This window comes from Streptomyces sp. NPDC003011 (assembly GCF_053591515.1).
Window position 1 is genome coordinate 37,155 of the sequence record NZ_JBSFTY010000017.1, and the last position, 18,550, is coordinate 55,704.

The following is an 18,550-nucleotide window of genomic DNA, read 5'->3' on the forward strand; positions in this document are numbered from 1 at the left end:
AGAGCGACGTGCCGGCTCTCGCGGAGAGCACAAGTCCGATGCCGGCACCACGGAAGTACCCCGACGGGCTGCGTAAGCGAGCCATTCGCCAAGTCCCCGTCCGGGCTCACACCCACGAGGGCACGGCCGCTGCACGCCCGTAGCGGCACCCTCGTTTGCGTTCCTGTCGACGCGACGGCAGAACCGGGAGGCGCTGTCGCGCCTCGCCGGTTCTGCGTCATGCTCCTGTGGTGGAGGTCAGTTGCGGGTCCATTTCTGGTTGTTCTGGCCGTTGCAGGTCCACAGGATCAGCTTGGTGCCGTTGGCTGTTGCCGCGTTCGTGGCGTCCAGGCACAGGCCCGAGAGGGTGTTGGTGATGGTGCCGTTGGCGTTGACGGTCCACTTCTGGTTGGTGCCGCCTGTGCAGTCCCAGATGATGACCTTGGTTCCGTTGGTGGTGCCGTTGTTGTCGGCGTCGAGGCACTTGTTGCCGTAGACGACGAGTTCGCCGCGCGAGGTCTGGGTGAAGGTCTCGTTGCGTCCGCCGGAGCAGTCCCACAGCTGCGCCTGGGTCGCGTTGATGTCGGTGTTCTTGTCGATGTCCACACACCGGTTGGAGGCGGTGCCGACGAGGGCGACACCGTCGGTGCCGGGGATGCCCTGGACGCGGACGGCGTCGACGTCGGGGGCCGTGCTGCCGGAGACCGTCGCGAACTTCACGGTGTTGGCACCCTTGGCCAGGTGTGCGAGCACGGACACGGTGCGGTAGGTCGTGGCCGAGCCGGTCGGCGGGAAGGCCACGACGTACTTGTACTGGCCGTTCACCTGGATGGTGGCCTTGCGGGTGGTGCTGCCGCCGTTGGCGTAGGTGATGTCCACCAGCTTCGTGCCCGCCGTGGAGGTGGTGACGTTGCTGAAGGTCGGGGTGGTGGCGGTGGTGGTGTCCTCGAAGGTGGAGCCGGGGGCCTCGGTGCCGGAGACGGTCAGCAGGACCGCGTCGTTCGCCGGGACGGTCGTGGTGTGGCTGGTGGCGAAGGGGCCGGCATTGGTGCCCGTCCAGACATTGCGTACGGACGCGGTGGCCGAGGTGAGGCCGAGGTCGGCCCAGCGCACGGTCATCGATGCCGCCGAGCCCGTGCGGTTGAGGAGCAGCACGGCGCGCTTGCCCGTGCCGGAGAGGACCTTGCCGTACACCTGCAGGTTCCGGGTGTCCTCGGCCACCTTGACGCCCTGCAGCCCGCGCGGGTCCTGGTCGATGGCGACCATCTCACGGTTGGTGAGGATGTCACGGGTCTCCGTGCTCATCGTCGCCAGGTTGTTGCCCGCCAGCAGCGGAGCGCCGGAAATCGCCCACAGGCCCATGTGCAGCCGATTCTGGGCGGCGGTCAGGCCGCTCATCCCGGTCATCAGCATGTCGGGGTCGTTGGAGTAGCCGGTGTGATGGGCGGCCGGGTGCAGGGCCTGGTCGAAGTTGGTGAGCATCATGGCCGTCGTGGGCGTCTGGCCCCAGAAGATGACGTCGGTGCTGGTGCGCCACAGGTCGCCGTAACCGGTCGCCCAGTTCCAGGGCCGTCCGGTGCCCCACTCGCAGAAGGACAGCACGAGCTTGCGGCCGGTCACCGCCGAGGCGGCCTCGTTGGCGGCGGCGATCTGCTTGTACTGGGTCTCCTGGTCCAGGCCCTCCACGCGGCCGCCGCACCAGTCGATCTTGACGTAGTCGAAGCCCCAGCGCTGGAAGGTCTCCAGGTCCTGCTGGTAGTGGCCCTCCATACCGGTGTTGGGGGCGGCCGGGCGGGTGGTGGGGTAGTAGTAGCCGCAGCCCTGCTTGCCGGCGTCGGTGTAGATGCCGGCCTTCAGGCCCTTGCTGTGGATGTAGTCGGCCATGGCCTTCATCCCACCGGGGAACAGGTTCTCGTCGACGACGATGTTGCCGTTCGCGTCCCGGGCGCCCTGCCACCAGCCGTCGTCGAGGTTGACGTACTTGTACCCGGCGTCCGCCATGCCGGAGGAGACCAGGGCGTCGGCCTGCTGTTTGATCACGTTGTAGTCGATGCTGCTGGCGAAGCTGTTCCATGACGCCCAGCCCATCGGCGGCGGGGTGACGCCGATCTGGCTGGTGCTCACGGCGGCCGGTTCGGCGGACAGGGGCGCCGAGGGTTCCTGTCGGTCGAGGGCCGCCAGACCTGTGACGCCGAGTCCGACGGCGAGGACCTGGGCGGTGACGCGTCTGGCCCATCTGCGAGCAGGGCTGTGCGACATGCGGCTCTCCAGGGGAAAAGAAGGGGAAAACTGACATCGCGAGGACACTGAGTCCCGTCCGAAATACCGCACAGGGTTCGCTGGATCGGTCAGAAAGTAGAGGTGAGGCACCGACAGGTCAATGGTTCTGTCGTTTCTCATAGGTTTCTGTGGCTGAATCAGCTGGAGGCGTCCACGCGCCGTGGCGAGGCTGACGATCCGACTGCCGAATGGGGGCCGCATGCTGCGGGCGCCGTTCGAGGACTCACGCGGACTCCGCCTGCCCGTGCACGATCAATCCGCCATCCGGCCGAGGGGCCACCTGCCAGGGCCGGTTGTTCAGGCCGTTGGACCGAGGCGGTGGTCCCCGCGGCGCGGGAAGACAGCAGCGCGGTCTCCGCCCGCTTGCAGGAGCGCGGCGATGTCGCCGCCTGTCGCACACCGAGATCACCGCGAGACTGGTGGTGGCCGAGCAGATCGTCAAGACCCGCATGACCCACATAACCCAGCTGAAACGTGGACCATCGCCCATGCCCGGGACCATGAAAGCGGGGACTCGGGCTCACCGGGCTGAAACAGCTGGTACCAAATTCAACGACTTTCGACAAACGACGGTTGCGCCGCAGGTTACCAGCGAGGATGCGGCGGCCTCTTGCCGGACAGATCGCCGTAACAGCTTTCTACCGATCTCATCGCCACGGCAGCCGCCCCTCTTTCCCCAGCCGTCTTGACACCTTCTTACCGCCCCTATAGCGTCTGGCCGAATTTCCAAACGGCATTCTAAATATCGAACAGAATGGGCCGTTGGTCCTCGCCTCGCTCGCGTATCGACCTGCGCAAGCGACTGCAGTGAAGGGTCTGGTCGTCCTCTACCACCTCGGTCGGACGAACGGCACGACCAGCCCCCATACCCCGGGCAATGACAGGAACGCGACGGCGTCCGAGCGCACGGCCCGGCACGACAACGCGTTTTGAAAGAACACCGCGCTTACGCTCCCCGACGCGAACAAGGATGTTTCTGTCATGGGCACTTCACATATCCGGGTGCGGAAAAGCTCTTCTCTCCTCCGGCGGATGTGGGCCACGGCGACGGCTCTCGCCGCCCTCGTCGGTGGTCTGACGTTCGGGACGGTGGTGACCGCACCCGGCGCGCAGGCGGCCACGGCGACGTTCACGAACCCGCTCAACAGTTCCGGCGCGGACCCGTACATGACCTACTACAGCGGCAACTACTACCTGATGACGACGCCGTACAGCGGGGCGTTGACGATGCGGAAGGCGCCCACGATCGAGGCGCTGAAGGCAGCGGCGCCGGTGCCGGTGTTCAGTGCCCACGCCGCCGGCCGTGACCACTACATATGGGCGCCGGAGATGCACCTGCTCGACGGCCCGGGCGGCAAACGCTGGTACATCTACTACTCCGCCGGTACTGGTGACATCGAGGACCAGCGCGTGCACGTGCTGGAGAGCGCCGGCACTGACCCGCTCGGCCCGTACACGTACAAGGGCATGATCTTCGGTGCGAACGACTGGTGGGGCATCGACGGAAACGTGGTCACCATCAACGGCCGGCTGTACTTCACCTGGTCCGGGGTGTCGACGCCGCAGTGGGCCGGATCCGATCCGAGCATCTACATCGTCGAGCTGAGCAATCCGTGGACCGTGACCGGATCCCGTACGCAGATCTCCACCCCGACCTACTCCTGGGAGAAGCAGGGCACCCCGATGAACGAGGGCCCGGTCGCGGTGCAGCACGACGGAAAGACGTTCCTCACCTACTCGGCCAGCGCCTGCCAGGGCCCGGACTACAAGCTGGGCCTGCTCACCCTCACCGGCAGCGACCCGCTGAACGCGAGTTCCTGGGTCAAGGGCACGGAGCCGGCCTTCCAGCGCAGTGACACGAACAGCGTGTACGGTCCGGGCCACAACGGCTTCTTCCGGTCCCCGGACGGCACCGAGGACTGGATCGTCTACCACGCCAACTCCTCGTCGTCCCAGGGCTGCGGCACCACCCGCACCACCCGGATCCAGAAGATCACCTGGAACACGGACGGGTCACCGAACCTCGGCGTGCCGGTGGCCACGGGCACCGCGCTGACCGTTCCGTCCGGCGAGCCGGTGGTGACGTACTACCGGCTGACCAACCGCAACAGCGGCAAGGTCATGGACGTCCAGGCACCCAACACCGACAACGGCGCGAGGATCGGCCAGTACACCTCGAACGGCAGGCCCTGGCAGAAGTGGCGCTTCGTCGACGTGGGCGACGGCTACTTCCAGATCGAGAGCCTCAACAGCGGCAAGTGCCTGGACGTGAACAACGTGTCCACCGCCGACGGCGCAGGCATCATCCAGTACCCCTGCCACTCCGGCCGGAACCAGCAGTTCCAGTGGGTCGCCGTCGACGGATACCACCAGCTCAAAGTCCGCCACAGCGGCAAGTGCGTCAACGTCGTCGGCGCCTCGACCGCGGACGCCGCCCTGCTCGAACAGCGCACCTGCGGCACAGCCGCCAGCTTCCAGTGGTCACGAACGTGAAAGCCACACACCCGCCTGGCCGCCGTCACCACTGATCCCCCGGGCAGACCCAGACGTCCCTCGAAACAGCACCGGCCGCCCGCTGGACGGTCCGCTGACCCCTCCCATGTGATCAAGGCACTCCAAGAAAGACAAGAAATGTACATATCCGCGCTGTTCTCACGGCTGGCGACGCTCTTGGTCGCCGTCGGCCTTCTCCTCACATGCCAGACCCTGACCGCACCGCAGCGGGCCGCTGCCGCCGACCCGGGCTACCTGATGGTGCACTTCACCGGTGAGGGGTCGACCAATCAGCAGATGTACCTCTCGCACAGCACCGACGGCGTGAACTGGAGCGACCTCAACGGCGGCGGCATGGTCCTGCGCTCCACGGTCGGCACGAAGGGGGTGCGCGACCCCGCACTGGTGAGATCCCCCGACGGCAGCAAGTACTGGATCATCGCGACCGACCTGTGCATCGGCTGCGGGCAGACGTGGGGCTCCTCCCAGACCGATGCCAGCCGCAACCTTGTGGTGTGGGAGTCCACGGACCTGGCCACCTGGTCGCAGCCGCGCCTGCTCAACGTCGCCGGCGCCATCCCCGACGGACGCAACGCGTGGGCGCCCGAGGCGATCTGGAACCCGGCGACCAACGACTACGTCCTGTACTGGGCGACGAACGCCACCCTCAACGGCGTGCTGAAGCACCGCATCTACTACGCCCGCACCTCGGACTTCCGCACCATCACCACCCCGCAGCTCTACATCGACCGCGCCGGTACCCAGGGCATCATCGACACCCAGATCATCGAGGTGCCGTCCGGCGTCGGCAACTACCGCTATGTACGGGCCTCCGGCGACGGTCAGATCACGCTCGAAGGAAGCAACTCGATCCTCGGGACGTGGACCACCCTCGGCGACCTCTCCGGCGTCGGCCTCACCGGTGCCATGGTCGAAGGCCCGATGTGGATGAAGTTCAACGGCAGCAACAAGTGGGCCCTCTACCTCGACCAGTACGCCACGGGCGGCGGGTACATGCCGGTCCTGACGACCAACCCCTCCGATCCAGCCAGCTACCAGAGGCAGGCGTCGGGAAGCTACAACATGGGCGGCACGAAGAAGCGCCACGGCTGGATCCTGAACATGACGGCCGCCGAGGAGAGCCGCGTGCTCGCACGCTGGCCCAACACGACGGCCAACCGGCTCCAGTCGTACAACTTCCAGGACCGATACGTGCGGCACACCAACTTCGACGTGCGCATCGACCCGAACGTCAGCCCCGTCGACGACTCCCAGTTCCGGATGCGGACCGGCCTGGCCGGTTCCGGCACCGTCTCCTTCGAGTCGGTGAACTTCCCCGGACACTTCCTGCGCCACACCGACTTCGACTTCTCACTGGCCTACAACGACGGCACCACCGCGTTCGCCCAGGACGCCACCTTCCGCCAGGTCGCCGGACTCGCCGACTCCACATGGTCGTCGTTCCAGTCCTACAACTACCCCGACCGCTACATCCGCCACTACGCCTACCAACTGCGGCTCGACCCGATCACCACCGCCACGGCGCGCGGCGACGCCACCTTCCGTGTGACGAGCTGACCCGACCGGGATGCCGGCGCCCTCACGGCGCCCTCCCGCCCGCCGCCCGCTCCCCCAGCGGGCAAGGCGCCGGCATCCCACCCGTGAGTCATCCCGCGCGTCACATGTGGCGCGCGGGATGACTCGCATTCACGAGGCGGCAGCCCTGGGCGGTGAGCGTGCGCAAGATCCGCGGGACGGCGCCGACCGACATGGCGTGGATGTCGTGCATGAGGACTACGTCGTTGCACTTGGCCTTGTCGATGACGCTCCGGGTGACCTTCGCCGCGTCGGGGGACTTCCCATCCTGGGTGTCCAAGGTCCACAGCACCGGGAAGAGGGTGGTGCAGCAGACCGGCGATCTGTACCGGACCCCACCGCCGTAGCGGCCGTACCTTGATGATGCACCGCTCGGTGCGGGTCGTTTCGGTTGGGAGGGGTCAGACGGGCGTTGTCACGCCCATCCGCAGCCTTCACCGAAGCACGCCCCGACCGTGCAAAGGGTCGAGGCCAGTGAGGCTCATGGGATCTGCACCCAACGGCGTTCGTGGCCTGGGGTCCGTTCATCCGCTGCGGTTCAGCCGAGAAGGTGGTTGACCAGCCCTGAGCGGTAGGCAAGGACGACAAGGCCGGCGCGGTCGTGGACCCCCAGTTTGGCCATGGCGCGGTTGACGTGGGTCTTGACCGTGAGGACGGCGAGGTCGAGCCGTTGCCCGATCTGCTCGTTGGAGAGCCCTTCGGCGGCGAGCGCGACCATCTGCAGTTCGCGTTGGGTGAGCTCTTCCAAGCGCGGATCGACGGCCGTGGTTGTCTCGTCGGGTGTGGCGAGGAAGTGCTGCACAAGCATCTCGGTGGCGACCGCGGACAAGAGGGGGCGCCCCTGTGCGGCACGGCGGATGCCGTGGACGACCTCTTCCGGGTCGGCGGTCTTGCCAAGGAATCCGGTGGCGCCGGCGCGCAGCGCCTCGGTGACGTACTCGTCGGTCTCGTAGGTGGTCAGGATGAGGACCTTCGCCGGGGTGCCCAGACGGGTGATCTCCCGGGTGGCTTCGATGCCGTCGAGACCGGGCATGCGGATGTCCATCAGGACAACGTCGGGCCGCCGGGCCCGGACCTGCTCGACGGCCTCCCGTCCGGTGGCGGCCTCACCGACCACTTCCAGGTCCGGTTCGGAGTCGATGAGCATCTTGAACGTCGCTCGCAGCAGTGTCTGGTCGTCGACGAGCAGGACGCGGATGGTCACGAAGCCACCTCCAGCGGCAGGTGGGCCTCGACCAGGAAGTCTCCTCCGTCAAGGCCGGCGTTCAGGGTGCCGCCGACGGCAGCGGCGCGTTCGCGCATGCCCGCGATGCCGTAACACGCCGGATCGGGTGGGGCCACCGGCCCGAGGAGGCGGTTGCGCACGGTCAGATGCAGGGCGGTGTCCCGGTACTCGACCGTCATCCGCGCCTCGGCGCGCGGTCCGGCGTGCTTGGCGACGTTGGTGAGGGACTCCTGCAGGATGCGGTAGGCGGCCAGCCCGACTCCGGGCGGGGGCCGGCGGGGCGCTCCACAGTGCTGCGACCGTACCGTGATGCCCATTGCCTCGGCCGAGGTGATCAGCTCCGGCAACATCGTGAGCCCCGGCAAGGGCGTGCGCGGCGACTCACCGCCGTATTCGGCGCGGAGAAGCCCCACCGCGGAGCGCAATTCACGCATAGCGGCCTGGCTGCTGCGGTGTGCCTGGTCGATGGTCTGCGGCTGGACGGCCCTGCCGCGGGCGAACAGATAGCGGGCAACGCCGAGTTGGGCGGTGATCGAGACGAGTTGGTGGGCGACGGAGTCGTGCAGTTCACGGGCGATGCGCAGCCGTTCGTCGAGGACTCGCCGACGGGCCTCCTCCTCGCGGGTGGCTTCGGCGTGGGCGGCGCGTTCCTGCAGTGCTTCCACGTATGCCGTGCGGTTGCGTGCGGAGTCGCCGAGGGCGGTGGCCAGACCGATCCAGCCGATGATGATCGTCCCTTCTGTGAATACTCTCGCCGTCACCGCACAGACCGGCGCGGTGCTCCGAGCGCCGGCGACGTCGTGGTAGCGGCCCGCAACCGCGCGCATCCTCCCCGGCGGCGGATGCCGGCGACGGTGAAGACCTCTCGTGTCTGTCCGGCGGTCGGACAGACCAAGCGTCCGCGGGCGGCTGCGAGTCACCGAGCCGGAAAGAACTGGTTCGACCTGTCGGATGTTGTTCGAGAACTATTGACGCTGCCTCATACCCCAATTCACACTCACGCAACGCGATGTCATACGGGCGGAACGTCAGGGCCTCGGCCCAGGTCTCCAGCCCTCTCCTCAGGCATGTCTTCTTCTCTTCATCAGGGGATGTGAACCCATGCACAGCGTGAGACCTCGGGGCCGCCGAAGGTTCCGGCCCGCCGCTCTGGCCGCAGCGGCCGCCGCCGCGCTCCTGGTGGGCGTCGTCGGCCCGGCGGCCCCCGCCCAGGCGGCGGAGATCACCGACGGCCTGGCCCTCTGGTACAAACTCGACGCCACCTCGGGCACCGTGGCGGCGGACGCCTCCGGCAACGGCCGGAACGGAACCGTCAACGGCACCGCGGGCTGGTCGGGTGCCGAAGGGCTCACCTTCAACGGCTCCGACACCTCCATCAAGGTGCCGGACAACATCATGAGCGGCATGAACTCGATCACCGTCTCGATGGACGTGCAGATCGACGCCGCCCAGGCCACGCCGTACTTCCTCTACGGCTTCGGCAACACCGCCAACGGCGTCGGCAACGGGTACCTGTTCACCACCGGCAACTCGCTGCGGACCGCCATCGCCTCCGGGAACTTCTCCACCGAACAGAACACCCAGACCTCCGCCGCGCTGCCGCGCTCGGTCTGGAAGCACGTCACCTACACGCAGACCGGCACCACGGGCGTCCTCTACCAGGACGGCGTGGAGGTGGCCCGCAACACGTCGCTCACCCTCACCCCCGGCTCCATCGGGTCCGGCATCACCACGGCCAACTCCATAGGCAAGTCGCTCTACAGCGGTGACAAGCTCTTCAAGGGCAAGATGCGCGACTTCCGGGTCTACAATCGCGCGCTGGCACCCGGCGAGGTCCTCGAACTCAGCGGGAACACCACGGGCATCGCCACGGCCACCCACCCCTCGCTGAAGATCGCCGCCATCGTCGACGACGCGGGCAGCAGGATCACGCTGCCGATGAAGGAGGGCACTGACCTCACCGCGCTCGCCCCGCAGTTCACCCTCGCCCAGGGCGCGTCCATCAGCCCGGCCTCCGGCACCCCGCGCGACTTCACCAAGCCCGTGACGTACGAGGTGACCGGCTCCGACGGTGCGAAACGCACCTGGACGGTCTCGGCGCTCATCATGAAGAGCCCGGTCCTGCCGGGGCTCACCGCCGACCCGAACATCGTCCGGTTCGGTGACACCTACTACATCTACCCGACCACCGACGGCTTCGCGGGCTGGAGCGGCACGCAGTTCAAGGCCTACTCCTCCAAGGACCTGGTCCACTGGACCGACCACGGCGTCATCCTCGACCTCGGTCCCGACATCAGCTGGGCCGACAGCCGCGCCTGGGCCCCGACGATGACCGCGAAGAACGGGAAGTACTACTTCTACTACTCCGCCGACACGAACATCGGCGTCGCGGTCTCCGACTCCCCCACCGGCCCGTTCAAGGACCCCCTGGGCAAGCCGCTGGTCGCCCGCGGCGCCTACACCGGCCAGATGATCGACCCGGCGGTCTTCACCGACGGCGACGGGCAGTCGTACCTCTACTGGGGCAATGGTCACGCCTACGTCGTCCCGCTGAACGACGACATGGTCTCCTTCGACTCCTCGAAGGTCACCGACATCACCCCCAGCGGCTACAACGAGGGCTCCTTCGTCATCAAGCGCAACGGCACCTACTACCTGATGTGGTCGGAGAACGACACCCGGGACGAGAACTACCGCGTCGCCTACGCCACCGGCTCCTCCCCCACCGGCCCGTGGACCAAGCGCGGCGTGATCCTGGAGAAGGACCTCTCCCTCGGCATCAAGGGCCCCGGTCACCACTCGGTCGTCCAGGTGCCGGGCACCGACGACTGGTACATCTCCTACCACCGCTTCGCCATCCCCGGCGGCGACGGCACCCACCGCGAAACCACCATCGACAAGCTGGAGTTCGACTCGGCCGGCCTGATCAAGAAGGTCGTCCCCACCCTGAGCAGCATCGACCCGGTCTCCGGCGGCACCGCCCTGCCGGTGAACACCACCCGCTCTCTCCAGTCGGTCAACTTCCCCGGCCGCTACGCCGTCGTACGGTCGGACAGCCTGGGCTACCTCGACTCGGTGACGTCCTCCAGCACCACGGCGGTCAAGCAGAGCGCCACCTTCACCGTCATCCCCGGCCTGGCCGACTCCGACTGCTACTCGTTCCGTGACGCGTCCGGCCGCTACCTGCGCCACAAGGACTTCCGGATCCGCTTCGACGCGAGCAACAGCACGGCGCTCTTCAACAAGGACGCCACCTACTGCGCCCGGCCCGGTTCGGCCCCCGGCTCGGTCGGCCTGGAGTCGTACAACTACCCCGGCCGCTACCTCCGCCACGTCAACTACGAGCTGCGCGTCGACCCCTTCCAGGACAACGCCACGTTCCGCGCCGACAGTTCCTTCAAGGCGGTCAGCCCCTGGGCCTGATCGCATTCCCCCGCCCGCCAGGTGACCCGTACGGCTCTGCCGCGCGGGTCACCTGTCTTTCCGTCACCCTGGCCCGCGCGGAACATGCTGCGCACGCGGCCATCTCGTCTGACGTCATCCAAGACCCGCTGAACGTGCCGCGCCCCGACCGGCAGACCGCCGACCATCCCCGTCAAGCGCCCCGCTGGCTGTGCCGATGTGCGGCTCCGCCGCGGGGCCGCGATGGGCCGTCGATCGTCTGCGGCGCCGTCGTGGCTGGTCGCGCCCCGCGGCGGAGCCGCTGACAGACACAGCCCCGCGCCCCTTCGGTGCGCTGCCGAAGCGTAGCGGACTTCACCCGACCTGCTTAGGGAACCGCTCAGGAGGTTTGCAGCGGCGCTGTCTCCAGCAGCTCGGCGGCCACCCGGCGGGCAGGCTCCCCCGCCTGTTCCGCGATGCGCCGGAAGGTCTCCTCCGCCGATCGGGCGGGCCAGTCGGGTGGCAGGTGCCGGGCGGGCAGCCGGGGATCCGTGCGGATGATGTCCAGCCACTCGGCGACCAGGCGCAGGTGGGTGGCCAGCGGGTCGCCGGACGGATCGCCGACGTGGGTGATCCATCGGTTCTCGAAGGCGGTGTAGCGGGCGGCGATGGTCTGAAGGTCCCAGGTGTCGCGAATCATCACGTCGATGTCGGTTGCCGCGTCGGCCCGCGCGTGGAAGATCTTGACGTGGTCTGCGATGCCCAGCTCGGCGACGATCTCGGAGACGTCGACATCACCCGGCGCGATCCACAGCCCGCTGTAGAGGGAACCGAAGCCGGACCAGGTGAGATGTGACCGCAGGTCGTGGCGCTGACGTTGCCAGGCTTCGGGCAGCGAGAAACCGAACAGGGTCCAGTTCCCGTCCCAGTCGTCGTTGACCGCGCTGGTGTGCCAGATACGTTTCCGGCCGTCGCGGAGGATCTGCGCCGCGTGCGGGGTCAGGCCGAAGTACATGCGCCGTCCTTGCCGCCGGCGCTGCAGCAGGCCGCGGCCCACCATACGGGTGAGGGTGGAGCGGACGGCCTGCTCCCCGACTCCCACCCGTGCGAGGACGTCGATGATGCTGCCCGAGTACACGCACAGCGGGCCCTCTTCGAGGACGTGGTTGCCGAAGAAGGCGAGCAGCAGTGACTGGGGGCGCAGCTGCGGGCCGGCCGGGGAGTCCGGGGCGGCATCGGGGTACCTGTCGTCCACGTTGAGGGCGTTCACCTGGGAGAGCGTCACCTTGGCAAGGGTATGGCCGCCCGCCGTGGGCACGGCGGGCGGCGTGGTGTCAGGGGCGGTACCGGTCGGTGGGGTGGGCCAGGTCGTAGGGGCGCGGGTACCGTGCGGGGCGGTAGCTCACGTAGCGCGCCGGTTCGGAGGGATCGACCTCCGTGGCACGGGCGTTGAGGGCGGCTGGATCGGTGCCCTGCCAGCGGCCGGTGGTGATACGGGTCTCCAGGGTGTGCAGGGCGGCGACTCCCTCGGCGCTGCTGAACGTGCAGTGGCCCGCGTTCTCGACGAAGGCCTGACGCAGCAGGGGGGCGGCGCCTGCCGCAGTGACCGCACGGCTGTAGGCGCTCTCCGCCTGTACCGGGATGAGGCCGTCGCCCGTGGTGTGCACGGTCAGTTGCGGCTTGGCCAGCCGGCCGGTGAAGGAGCTGGTGAGGGCCATCTTGTCGACGGCCTTGGTGTCGGCGGCGATCCGGGGAGCGCCGTTCAGTGTGGTGAGGTCCTTGGTCAGGGACAGACCGGCCTTGGCGTAGAGCTCGCTGACCTCCTTGTAGAGGGGGGAGTTGTGAAGCATCGCGGCGTAGTCGACGCCGGTGTTCCAGGACATGTTGCCCCCGACCCGGCTTTCGGCTTCCTGCCGCCAGGAGAAGGCAGGGAACTGCACCAGGCCCATGACCGCCTGGAACTGGTTGGCCTGCTGGGCGTCCCAGTCAGTCGGTTCCGGTTGGGGCTGGGAGGTGTCGTTCCAGCCGGGGATGTTGTGCAGGGCGGCGGCCAGCGCGATACGGGCCCGCCCCGAGGCCGTGTTCTGCGCCTCGCCGACGGCCCCGGCCAGAGTGCCGGCCGCCTCGGTGGCGGCCGCCTGGCTCCCCAGACCGGTCAGGGGGATGTCCGCATCCTGGGCGAGCAGTGTCTTCAACGCGAAGACCGGGTCGAGGGTGCTGTTCCAGTTGGCCACGCCGCCTTGGAGCAGGCCGCACAGGGACAGTGATCCGCTGATGCGGTCCGGGTGGCGCTCGGCGATCATCGAGGTCACGAGCCCGCCGTAGGAGGCGCCCCAGGCGATGGTCCGCCGGGCCGTGCCGAAGCGCGAGGTGAAGGCGTCGAGCGTGGCGAGCTGGTCCGGGACCGCCTCGCTCACCGCCCACCCGTTGTTCGCGTACGAGGAGCCGATGAGCGCGTAACCCTCCTTCAGCAGAAGGGACTTGGTGGCGTCGTCGGAGGCGTTTCGCGCGGGATTGGGCAGGCCCGCCGGGGTGTAGCCGTGGCTGAACAGCAGGACCGTGCCGTTCCAGGATTCCGGCTTGTCCATCACGTAGCTCGCGCCGGACGGCAACGTGCCTTCGACGTGGGCGTCGGTCTCGGCCGCCTGGGCGGACGGGGCGAGGGGGGTGGCGAGCAGTAGTGCCGCCAGGGCGACGACCGTACGTCTGCGGATGCGGGACTTCACGATGCGGACTCCGTTGTCTCGGTGAGGGTGGCGGGAACAGCGCTGCGCGTGGAACGACAGGCGAGACCCGTCTCCTCGGGAGGAGGGGCGCAGCCGGAGACCGGGAAGCCGGGGCAAGCCTTCGCGGTCCCTCTGTGCTGGGGCATGACAGCGCGAAGGTAGGCGTGTAGATTGCGGCCGTCAAGAAGCTGCACAACATGCACAGCTTCGGCCCCGACGCGATCCACCTCGCTCCACACGGAGTCATCGCGGGAGGCCCAGCCCCACCCCACAACCGCGCCGACGGAAGCCAGGCACCATGCGCGGAACTTCCGCGGCTCTCCCATTGACGACTTGTTCGACAAAGTCATAACGTTCGCGCAATTCACTCAACTCGGCGCATAACCGCGCAAATTAATCATTTTCTCATTCACGCTTCCGTCAGGAGGAGCCCTATGCGACGGCGCATTCTCGGGCTTGCGATAGCAGTGGTCACGGTCGCCGGTGCGGCCGGATGCGGGTCCTCGTCCGCTGGGACGAGTGGTACGTCGTCCTCGGGCGGCGGCAAAACCACACAGGTCAAGGTCGGCGTCATCCCGATCGTCGATGTCGCGCCGCTCTATCTGGGCCAGAAGAAGGGCTTCTTCAGCAGCCGCGGCATCGATCTGAGAATGGAGAGCGCCCAGGGCGGCGCGGCGATCATCCCCGGTGTGGTGAGCGGACAGTTCCAGTTCGGGTTCAGCAACACCACGTCGCTGATGATCGCCCAGACCAAGGGAGTTCCGGTCACGTCGGTGGTCAACGGAGCGGCCACCAACGGCAAGGCCGGCGGCGACGTCACCGGCGTCGCCGTCAAGAAGGACAGCCCGGTCAAGTCCGCCAAGGATCTCGCCGGCAGGACGGTCGCGGTGAACACCCTGCAGAACATCGGTGACACCACCGTGCGCGAGGCGGTCCGCAAGGACGGCGGTGACCCCTCGAAGGTCAAGTTCGTGGAGATGGCCTTCGACCAGATGCCGGCCGCCCTCGACGGCGGCCAGGTGGACGCGGCCTGGATGGGCGAGCCCGCGCTGACGATCGCCAAGTCCCAGGGCGCCCGGGTCGTGGCGTCGCCGTTCGCCGAGACCGACCCCAAGCTCACGGTGGCGACCTATTTCGCCTCGACCCAGCTGACGAAGGAAAACCCCGACCTGGTGAAGAAGTTCGCCGAGGCGATGACCGAGTCGCTCACCTACGCCTCCGTACACCCGGACGAGGCACGCCAGATCCTCACCACGTACACCAAGATCGACGGCGCGGTGCTCAAGAACCTGACGCTGCCCTCCTGGCCCGCGCAGTACGACATGGCCTCCCTGGAGAAGCTGGCCGCGCTCGGCGAGAAGGACGGTCTGTTCAGCGACAAGAAGCCCGACCTGAACGCCCTGTTCTCATGACATCGGCCATCACGTCCGTGAAGACGAAGCCCGCCGGGACCGGTACCGGCCCCGGCGGTGCTGCCGCCCGGCGCAGCCCGGGCACCACCGCCGCACTGCGCGGACTCGCCGGCCTGGCAGGTCTGGTGGCGGTCCTGGAGGTGCTCCCCCGCACCGGTGCGGTCTCGGCCGACTACCTTCCGCCGGCGTCGGAGACCGGCCGCGCGCTGTGGCACCTGCTCGCCGAGAACGCGTTCTGGGCGGCGCTCGGTGACACCCTGACCGGGTGGGGCCTGGGCCTGGCCCTCGCGGTCGTGGGTGGTGTGGTCGCCGGCGTGGTGATCGGCTCCGTTCCGGTCCTGCGCGCGGTGACCGCCTCCACCATCGAGTTCCTGCGCCCCATCCCGTCGGTCGCGCTGATCCCGGTGGCGGTGCTGCTCTACGGCACCGGCCTGGAGTCGAAGCTGCTGCTGGTGGTGTACGCCTCCTTCTGGCAGGTGCTCGTCCAGGTGCTGGCAGGCACACAGGACGTCGACCCGGTCGCCGAGGACACCGCCCGCAGCTATCACATGGGCAGTTGGGGGCGGGTGCGGTACGTCGTATGGCCCACCGCGCTGCCGTACGTGATGACCGGCGTGCGGCTGGCCGCGACGGTGGCGCTGGTCCTGGCGATCACCGCCGAGCTCGTCATCGGCGCGCCCGGCCTGGGCAACCAGCTCGCGGTCGCGCAGACCTCCGGCGCCGTACCGCGGGTCTACGCCCTGGTCCTGGTCACCGGACTCCTGGGGGTCGCGGTCAACCTGGTGGCGCGGGCGGTCGAGCGGCGGGCACTGCACTGGCACCAATCGATGCGCAGGGAGGGACAGTGACGAACGTCCTCGTACTGGCCAGGCGGACCGGGCTGGTCCTGGGCCTGCCCACGGTCCTGTTCGCCGTGTGGTGGTTCGCCACCGCGGACAGCACCGACTTCTACGTCCCCCCGCTGTCCACCATCCTGGGCAGGTTCGGGGAAGTGTGGACCGGCGAACGGCTGCTGTCAGACGTCGTGCCCAGCCTGGCCCGGTTGGTCGCCGGCTATCTCCTCGCCGTCGTCGTCGGGGTGGGGCTCGGCCTGGTGGTCGGCATGAGCCGCGTCGTGCGGGATGTCCTGGAGCCCGTCCTGGAACTCTTCCGGGCCATCCCTCCCCCGGTGCTCGTGCCCGTCATCATGCTGTTCGCCGGCATCGGCGACACCATGAAGGTGATCGTCATCGTCAGCGGCTGTATGTGGCCGATCCTGCTCAACACCGTCGAAGGCGTCCGCGCCGTCGACGAGGTGCTCAGCGACACCTGCCGCTCCTACGGCATCACCGGCGTCGCGCGCCTGCGGCACCTGGTGCTGCGCTCGGCCAGCCCGCAGATCGTCACCGGCATGCGCCAGGCCCTGTCCATCGCGATCATCCTCATGGTCATCAGCGAGATGTTCGCCGCCAGCAACGGCCTCGGCTTCACCATCGTCCAGTTCCAGCGCTCCTTCGCCATCCCCGAGATGTGGAGCGGCGTCCTGCTGCTCGGCCTCCTCGGATTCGCCCTGTCGCTGCTCTTCCGCTTCGCCGAGAACCGGCTCCTGGCCTGGTACCACGGCCTGCGCCGCGCGCAGCGCAACCCCTGACGCCGTGCCCGGCGCAACCCCGACAAGGAGACGTCGATGCTCGACGTACGCAACCTGCAGAAGATCTACACCGGCCGGCACCGCAACGTCGCGCCTTCTCCAGCGCCTCACCGTTCCTCGCGACGAGAGCCACGTCCGCGCCTTCGGCGGCCAGAGCACGGGCCACGGCGAAGCCGATGCCCCGGCTGCCTCCGGTGACCACGGCTCGGCGGCCGTCCAGTTGCAGGTCCATTGACCGTTTCCTCTCAGTTGTGCCAGTCAGTTGTTGCAGTCAGCTGTTGCACGGTTCGGGCAGCGGCAGTCCCGCGAGCGCGTCGAGGACCGCCCGCTGCCTGTCGTCCGAGTTGCAGTGAAGTGTCCGTACCGGAAGAGCCCGTGGGTGTCCTCCACGAGCTGGACCACCTTGTCGCGGAGCATGACCGGGTGCTCCTCGTCCGGTACGCCGGGCGCGGCGAGCGCGACGAGGCCGCGGTAGCCGGCCGGCCCGCCGCCGAGGTGAAGGCCGAGGAACGGCGAGGCCGGACCAGCGCAGGCCGAGCGAGGAACGGACGGTCAGATCGAGCTCGTCCCTGAGGACTCCAACTTCTCGGTGAGGGTGGGTGTCACAGATCCGGCAGGAGGCATGGAGATGCCCCTCTCTCAGGTGGGTGGTGTGCCACGGCGCCTGCTGCGCCGACCGGTCTCGTGCCGGCGGCCGGGCCAGGAGCTCGTCGCAGCCGTTCGACGTCACTGCTCACGCTAGGGCCGGGCCCGGTGCCGGTCCACGTCCGATCGGCGGACGTGAGTGCGACCGCTGCGGACGCACCGGGTACGGTGCGGCGGTGGACGTGTGGCACCTGCGCTACTTCATCGCCGTGGCCGAGGAACTCAACTTCACCCGCGCGGCACATCGCCTGAACATGTCGAGTTCACCGCTGAGCCGGCGGATCCAGGACCTGGAGAAGGAACTCGGGCAGCGACTGTTCCTCCGTGACCACCGCACCACGTGCCTCACGCCGTCCGGTGAGGCGCTGCTACCGCTCGCCCGGGACATCATCGCCCGTTTCGACGCCGTCCCCGCCGCCCTGGCGTCCGCGGTGCGCGGTCCGTCCCGCACCGCCACGGTGGGCATCGGCGGGGAGGTACCCGGCGCCGTACGCACCAGGGTCCTGGACGCCGTGGACGCCGCGGCCCCTGACCTGAAGATCGACATCCGTCCCGGGGCCTCCCGCTACCTCCTGAACTCGGTGCACGCCGGGGAAGTGGACCTGGCCCTGGTCTGCGGCCCGGTCGTGGACCAGGGTCTGCGTACCCACCCGGTCAGCCGCCGTCCGCTCGGGATCGTCGTCGCGGCCGGGTCCGTGTTCGACGGACGCGTCTCGGTCCGTCTGGAGGAGCTGGCCCCCCTGACCTTCGCCATGTACGGACAGGAGGACTCCCCGACGCTGCTGAGACACGTCGACGGCCTCCTCCACGACGCCGGAGTGCACCGGCGGCTGACCGTCGACAGCCCGGTCGGCCTCCCCCATGTCGTCTCCACAGGACACGCCTTCACCATCATGGCGAACGACGAAAGCGGCGTCGTCCAGCGCATTTTCGCGGACGAAAAGGTGCTCTGCCTGCCCATCGACGGTGCCCACCTGGAAGTGACGACCCTGGCCGTCTGGCGCCAGGACCGGGAGAAACAAGGGGACCCTGTTGCCGACCTCGCGAACGCCGTGACCGTGCTGCCGCTACCGAAACGGACACCGCCGGCGATGGCTCCAGGGGCCCGGTCAGAGGGCCTTCACAGGTAAGGCCGCAGGTGACGGCAGACGAATCGGGCTGTACGACGGACTCGGTTCCGAGG

At 68.3% G+C, this 18,550-nt stretch carries 13 protein-coding genes and 1 pseudogene; 7 read left to right on the top strand and 7 right to left on the bottom strand.

Translation table 11 applies throughout. The annotated features are described in order from the left end of the window. Positions 1–237: 237 nt before the first annotated feature. The gene (locus ACWD0J_RS11675; protein WP_451495587.1) at positions 238–2,238 is read right to left on the bottom strand and encodes an RICIN domain-containing protein; all 2,001 of its coding nucleotides are present in this window, start codon (positions 2,236–2,238) and stop codon (positions 238–240) included. Between the two features lie 1,053 nt (positions 2,239–3,291). Here ACWD0J_RS11675 and ACWD0J_RS11680 point away from each other — a divergent pair. Both ACWD0J_RS11680 and ACWD0J_RS11685 read left to right on the top strand, forming a co-directional pair. Then, entirely contained in the window at positions 3,292–4,752 is a 1,461-nt protein-coding gene (locus tag ACWD0J_RS11680) for a family 43 glycosylhydrolase (RefSeq protein WP_451495588.1), read from the top strand. Between the two features lie 144 nt (positions 4,753–4,896). After that, positions 4,897–6,330, top strand: coding sequence for a glycoside hydrolase family 43 protein (locus tag ACWD0J_RS11685; protein ID WP_451495651.1), 1,434 nt, complete (start codon positions 4,897–4,899; stop codon positions 6,328–6,330). Positions 6,331–6,430: 100 nt separating this feature from the next. On the opposite strand, the gene ACWD0J_RS11690 is transcribed toward ACWD0J_RS11685, so the two are convergent. The 3 genes from ACWD0J_RS11690 to ACWD0J_RS11700 all read right to left on the bottom strand — a co-directional run bounded on the left by ACWD0J_RS11690 (position 6,431) and on the right by ACWD0J_RS11700 (position 8,334). Continuing rightward, positions 6,431–6,640 (bottom strand): hypothetical protein, encoded by a 210-nt coding sequence (locus ACWD0J_RS11690; RefSeq protein WP_451495589.1) that lies wholly within the window; start codon positions 6,638–6,640, stop codon positions 6,431–6,433. 246 nt (positions 6,641–6,886) lie between these two features. Beyond that, complete coding sequence (locus tag ACWD0J_RS11695) at positions 6,887–7,552, bottom strand: response regulator transcription factor (protein WP_451495590.1); 666 nt, start codon at positions 7,550–7,552, stop codon at positions 6,887–6,889. Further along, positions 7,549–8,334 carry a sensor histidine kinase gene (locus ACWD0J_RS11700; protein WP_451495591.1) on the bottom strand — a complete coding sequence of 262 codons (786 nt, stop codon included), beginning with the start codon at positions 8,332–8,334 and terminating at the stop codon, positions 7,549–7,551. Before ACWD0J_RS11700 ends, ACWD0J_RS11695 begins: the two co-directional genes overlap by 4 nt. A gap of 340 nt (positions 8,335–8,674) precedes the next feature. Between ACWD0J_RS11700 and ACWD0J_RS11705 the strand changes: the two genes are divergently transcribed. Beyond that, entirely contained in the window at positions 8,675–10,996 is a 2,322-nt protein-coding gene (locus ACWD0J_RS11705; RefSeq protein WP_451495592.1) for a family 43 glycosylhydrolase, read from the top strand. A gap of 358 nt (positions 10,997–11,354) precedes the next feature. Here the strand turns inward: ACWD0J_RS11705 and ACWD0J_RS11710 are convergent, their stop codons facing one another. Both ACWD0J_RS11710 and ACWD0J_RS11715 read right to left on the bottom strand, forming a co-directional pair. Further along, positions 11,355–12,209, bottom strand: a complete 855-nt coding sequence (locus ACWD0J_RS11710) for a PaaX family transcriptional regulator (protein ID WP_451495652.1) — start codon at positions 12,207–12,209, stop codon at positions 11,355–11,357. 79 nt (positions 12,210–12,288) lie between these two features. Next, positions 12,289–13,680: an alpha/beta hydrolase family protein gene (locus ACWD0J_RS11715; protein WP_451495593.1), complete on the bottom strand. Its 1,392-nt coding sequence runs from the start codon at positions 13,678–13,680 to the stop codon at positions 12,289–12,291. A 434-nt stretch (positions 13,681–14,114) separates the two neighbouring features. Here ACWD0J_RS11715 and ACWD0J_RS11720 point away from each other — a divergent pair, with 434 nt between their 5' ends. From ACWD0J_RS11720 to ACWD0J_RS11730, 3 genes are read left to right on the top strand one after another with little or no spacing between them, the layout of a single operon-like run. Next, on the top strand, positions 14,115–15,092 hold the full coding sequence (locus ACWD0J_RS11720; protein WP_451495594.1) for an ABC transporter substrate-binding protein: 978 nt from the start codon (positions 14,115–14,117) through the stop codon (positions 15,090–15,092). Further along, positions 15,089–15,940 carry an ABC transporter permease gene (locus ACWD0J_RS11725; RefSeq protein ID WP_451495595.1) on the top strand — a complete coding sequence of 284 codons (852 nt, stop codon included), beginning with the start codon at positions 15,089–15,091 and terminating at the stop codon, positions 15,938–15,940. The genes ACWD0J_RS11720 and ACWD0J_RS11725 overlap by 4 nt, the downstream gene beginning before the upstream one ends. After that, complete coding sequence (locus ACWD0J_RS11730) at positions 15,937–16,722, top strand: ABC transporter permease (RefSeq protein WP_451495596.1); 786 nt, start codon at positions 15,937–15,939, stop codon at positions 16,720–16,722. The genes ACWD0J_RS11725 and ACWD0J_RS11730 overlap by 4 nt, the downstream gene beginning before the upstream one ends. Positions 16,723–16,825: 103 nt before the next feature. Here the strand turns inward: ACWD0J_RS11730 and ACWD0J_RS11735 are convergent. Next, a pseudogene (locus ACWD0J_RS11735) lies at positions 16,826–16,954 on the bottom strand (SDR family NAD(P)-dependent oxidoreductase); the annotation flags it as partial. 589 nt (positions 16,955–17,543) lie between these two features. Between ACWD0J_RS11735 and ACWD0J_RS11740 the strand changes: the two are divergent. Continuing rightward, on the top strand, positions 17,544–18,497 hold the full coding sequence (locus ACWD0J_RS11740) for a LysR family transcriptional regulator (protein WP_451495597.1): 954 nt from the start codon (positions 17,544–17,546) through the stop codon (positions 18,495–18,497). Positions 18,498–18,550 lie beyond the last annotated feature (53 nt).

Bases quoted from the DNA above. Each gene is read 5' to 3' on its own strand.
- ACWD0J_RS11675 (WP_451495587.1), bottom strand. From the start codon at position 2,238: ATGTCGCACAGCCCTGCTCGCAGATGGGCCAGACGCGTCACCGCCCAG.
- ACWD0J_RS11680 (WP_451495588.1), top strand. From the start codon at position 3,292: ATGTGGGCCACGGCGACGGCTCTCGCCGCCCTCGTCGGTGGTCTGACG.
- ACWD0J_RS11705 (WP_451495592.1), top strand. From the start codon at position 8,675: ATGCACAGCGTGAGACCTCGGGGCCGCCGAAGGTTCCGGCCCGCCGCT.
- ACWD0J_RS11720 (WP_451495594.1), top strand. From the start codon at position 14,115: ATGCGACGGCGCATTCTCGGGCTTGCGATAGCAGTGGTCACGGTCGCC.
- ACWD0J_RS11725 (WP_451495595.1), top strand. From the start codon at position 15,089: ATGACATCGGCCATCACGTCCGTGAAGACGAAGCCCGCCGGGACCGGT.